Below are 1,233 nucleotides of genomic sequence, written 5' to 3' on the forward strand. Positions count from 1 at the left end.
ACATGCGCCAGCAACAACGCCGAACAAATTTAAAGGCTGGTTGAGAAATTTCAAAGTTTACGATTTAACTTAAGCAATCAAAAAAAAATAGCACCGAAAGGTGCTTTTTTATTGCCAAAAATTAGGGGAAAATAAATGGAACCAGTGTCCACAAGCGGGTTTGCCGCGTTTTTAAAATTCTATGGTGCTGCAGTCGCGGTGACTTTAGCCATCTGCTTGGTTGCAACGGTTGTCATCATGATGCGTTTGCCGCGCTCACCACAGGAGTGGGCAGTTGGCTTGATTTGCACGGTTGTATCTAGCCTCACTGGCGGTGCATTCATTATTGTAAAATGGGGCCTACATGAGTGGGTAACTGATATATGGGGAATGATTGCCTTGGGCGGTTTCTTTTTCGTATGTGGTTTACCTGGTTGGGCAGTTGTACGGTGGACTTTTAATTTTATTAACAAGCAGGAGGGTAAAACAATTATTGAGGTGGTGAAAGAATTGAAAAATGCAAAAGATGATTTGAGAAAATAATTGTTAGTTATTGATAAATAAGTCACAATTATTTCTTGTATAGTTGTTTTGTTGTCACTATAATCCGCACAATTAGATTAAATTGTGAGCCTTTTCCATGCATACAATTTTGTGGGATGAAGAAAGTGTTTTTCCCGAGAAGATTCAATCTTTTAAGAAGTTCTTAAAAAAATATCTTATTGCTAATGAATGTGCAGAATTACTAGAGCACAACCCTTTTCATTATGATCCTGAGCAGGATGAGTTTTTAAACTCTGATATTCAAGAGTATTATCACCTATGGTCTATTGCATAGCGTGACACAATAAATCTGTTTACACCGCCATTTCGGCGGTTTTTTTATGTCCAAAGGAAATTGAAATGAAGTTGATTGATAATTGGAAACAGGCTTGGAAACTCAAGTCAGTACAAGTAGGCGCAGTAAGCGCCTTTTTTTATGCCTTGATTTTATTCGCGGATCAGTTCGTGGGTATCTGGAATCTCATTCCACAAGATGTAAAAAACATGGTGCCTGAGCAATGGAAAGATATTGTCGGCTGCTTCGTGGGTGTGGCCATAGTGCTTGCACGTTTGAAAAAGCAGCCCGAACTGCATGCTGATATTCAGCCATTTGTAACCATTACAGCAGGGCATAGCAATTCAGATCCAGGGGCTGTAAACGGCAAATACAAAGAGGCTGAGTTAGTGCGACAATTCCGAAATGCTGTAGCA

3 protein-coding genes are annotated in these 1,233 nt (G+C 39.7%); all 3 read left to right on the forward strand.

Annotated features, from left to right (window positions below; translation table 11 throughout):
• Positions 1-135: 135 nt before the first annotated feature.
• A complete protein-coding gene (locus D7V32_RS16940; RefSeq protein ID WP_120403936.1) occupies positions 136-522 on the forward strand; it encodes a hypothetical protein in 387 nt (128 codons plus the stop codon).
• Between the two features lie 97 nt (positions 523-619).
• A complete protein-coding gene (locus tag D7V32_RS16945; RefSeq protein WP_120403937.1) occupies positions 620-817 on the forward strand; it encodes a hypothetical protein in 198 nt (65 codons plus the stop codon).
• 65 nt (positions 818-882) lie between these two features.
• Positions 883-1,233, forward strand: a 351-nt coding sequence (locus tag D7V32_RS16950) for a DUF7940 domain-containing protein (protein ID WP_456049264.1), incomplete at its 3' end; no start/stop codon positions are given.

Origin of the sequence: Acinetobacter tianfuensis (assembly GCF_003611465.1) — a bacterium.
Lineage (GTDB): Bacteria > Pseudomonadota > Gammaproteobacteria > Pseudomonadales > Moraxellaceae > Acinetobacter > Acinetobacter tianfuensis.

Coding starts and splice junctions, on each gene's coding strand:
- D7V32_RS16940 (WP_120403936.1), top strand. CDS start 136: ATGGAACCAGTGTCCACAAGCGGGTTTGCCGCGTTTTTAAAATTCTAT.
- D7V32_RS16945 (WP_120403937.1), top strand. CDS start 620: ATGCATACAATTTTGTGGGATGAAGAAAGTGTTTTTCCCGAGAAGATT.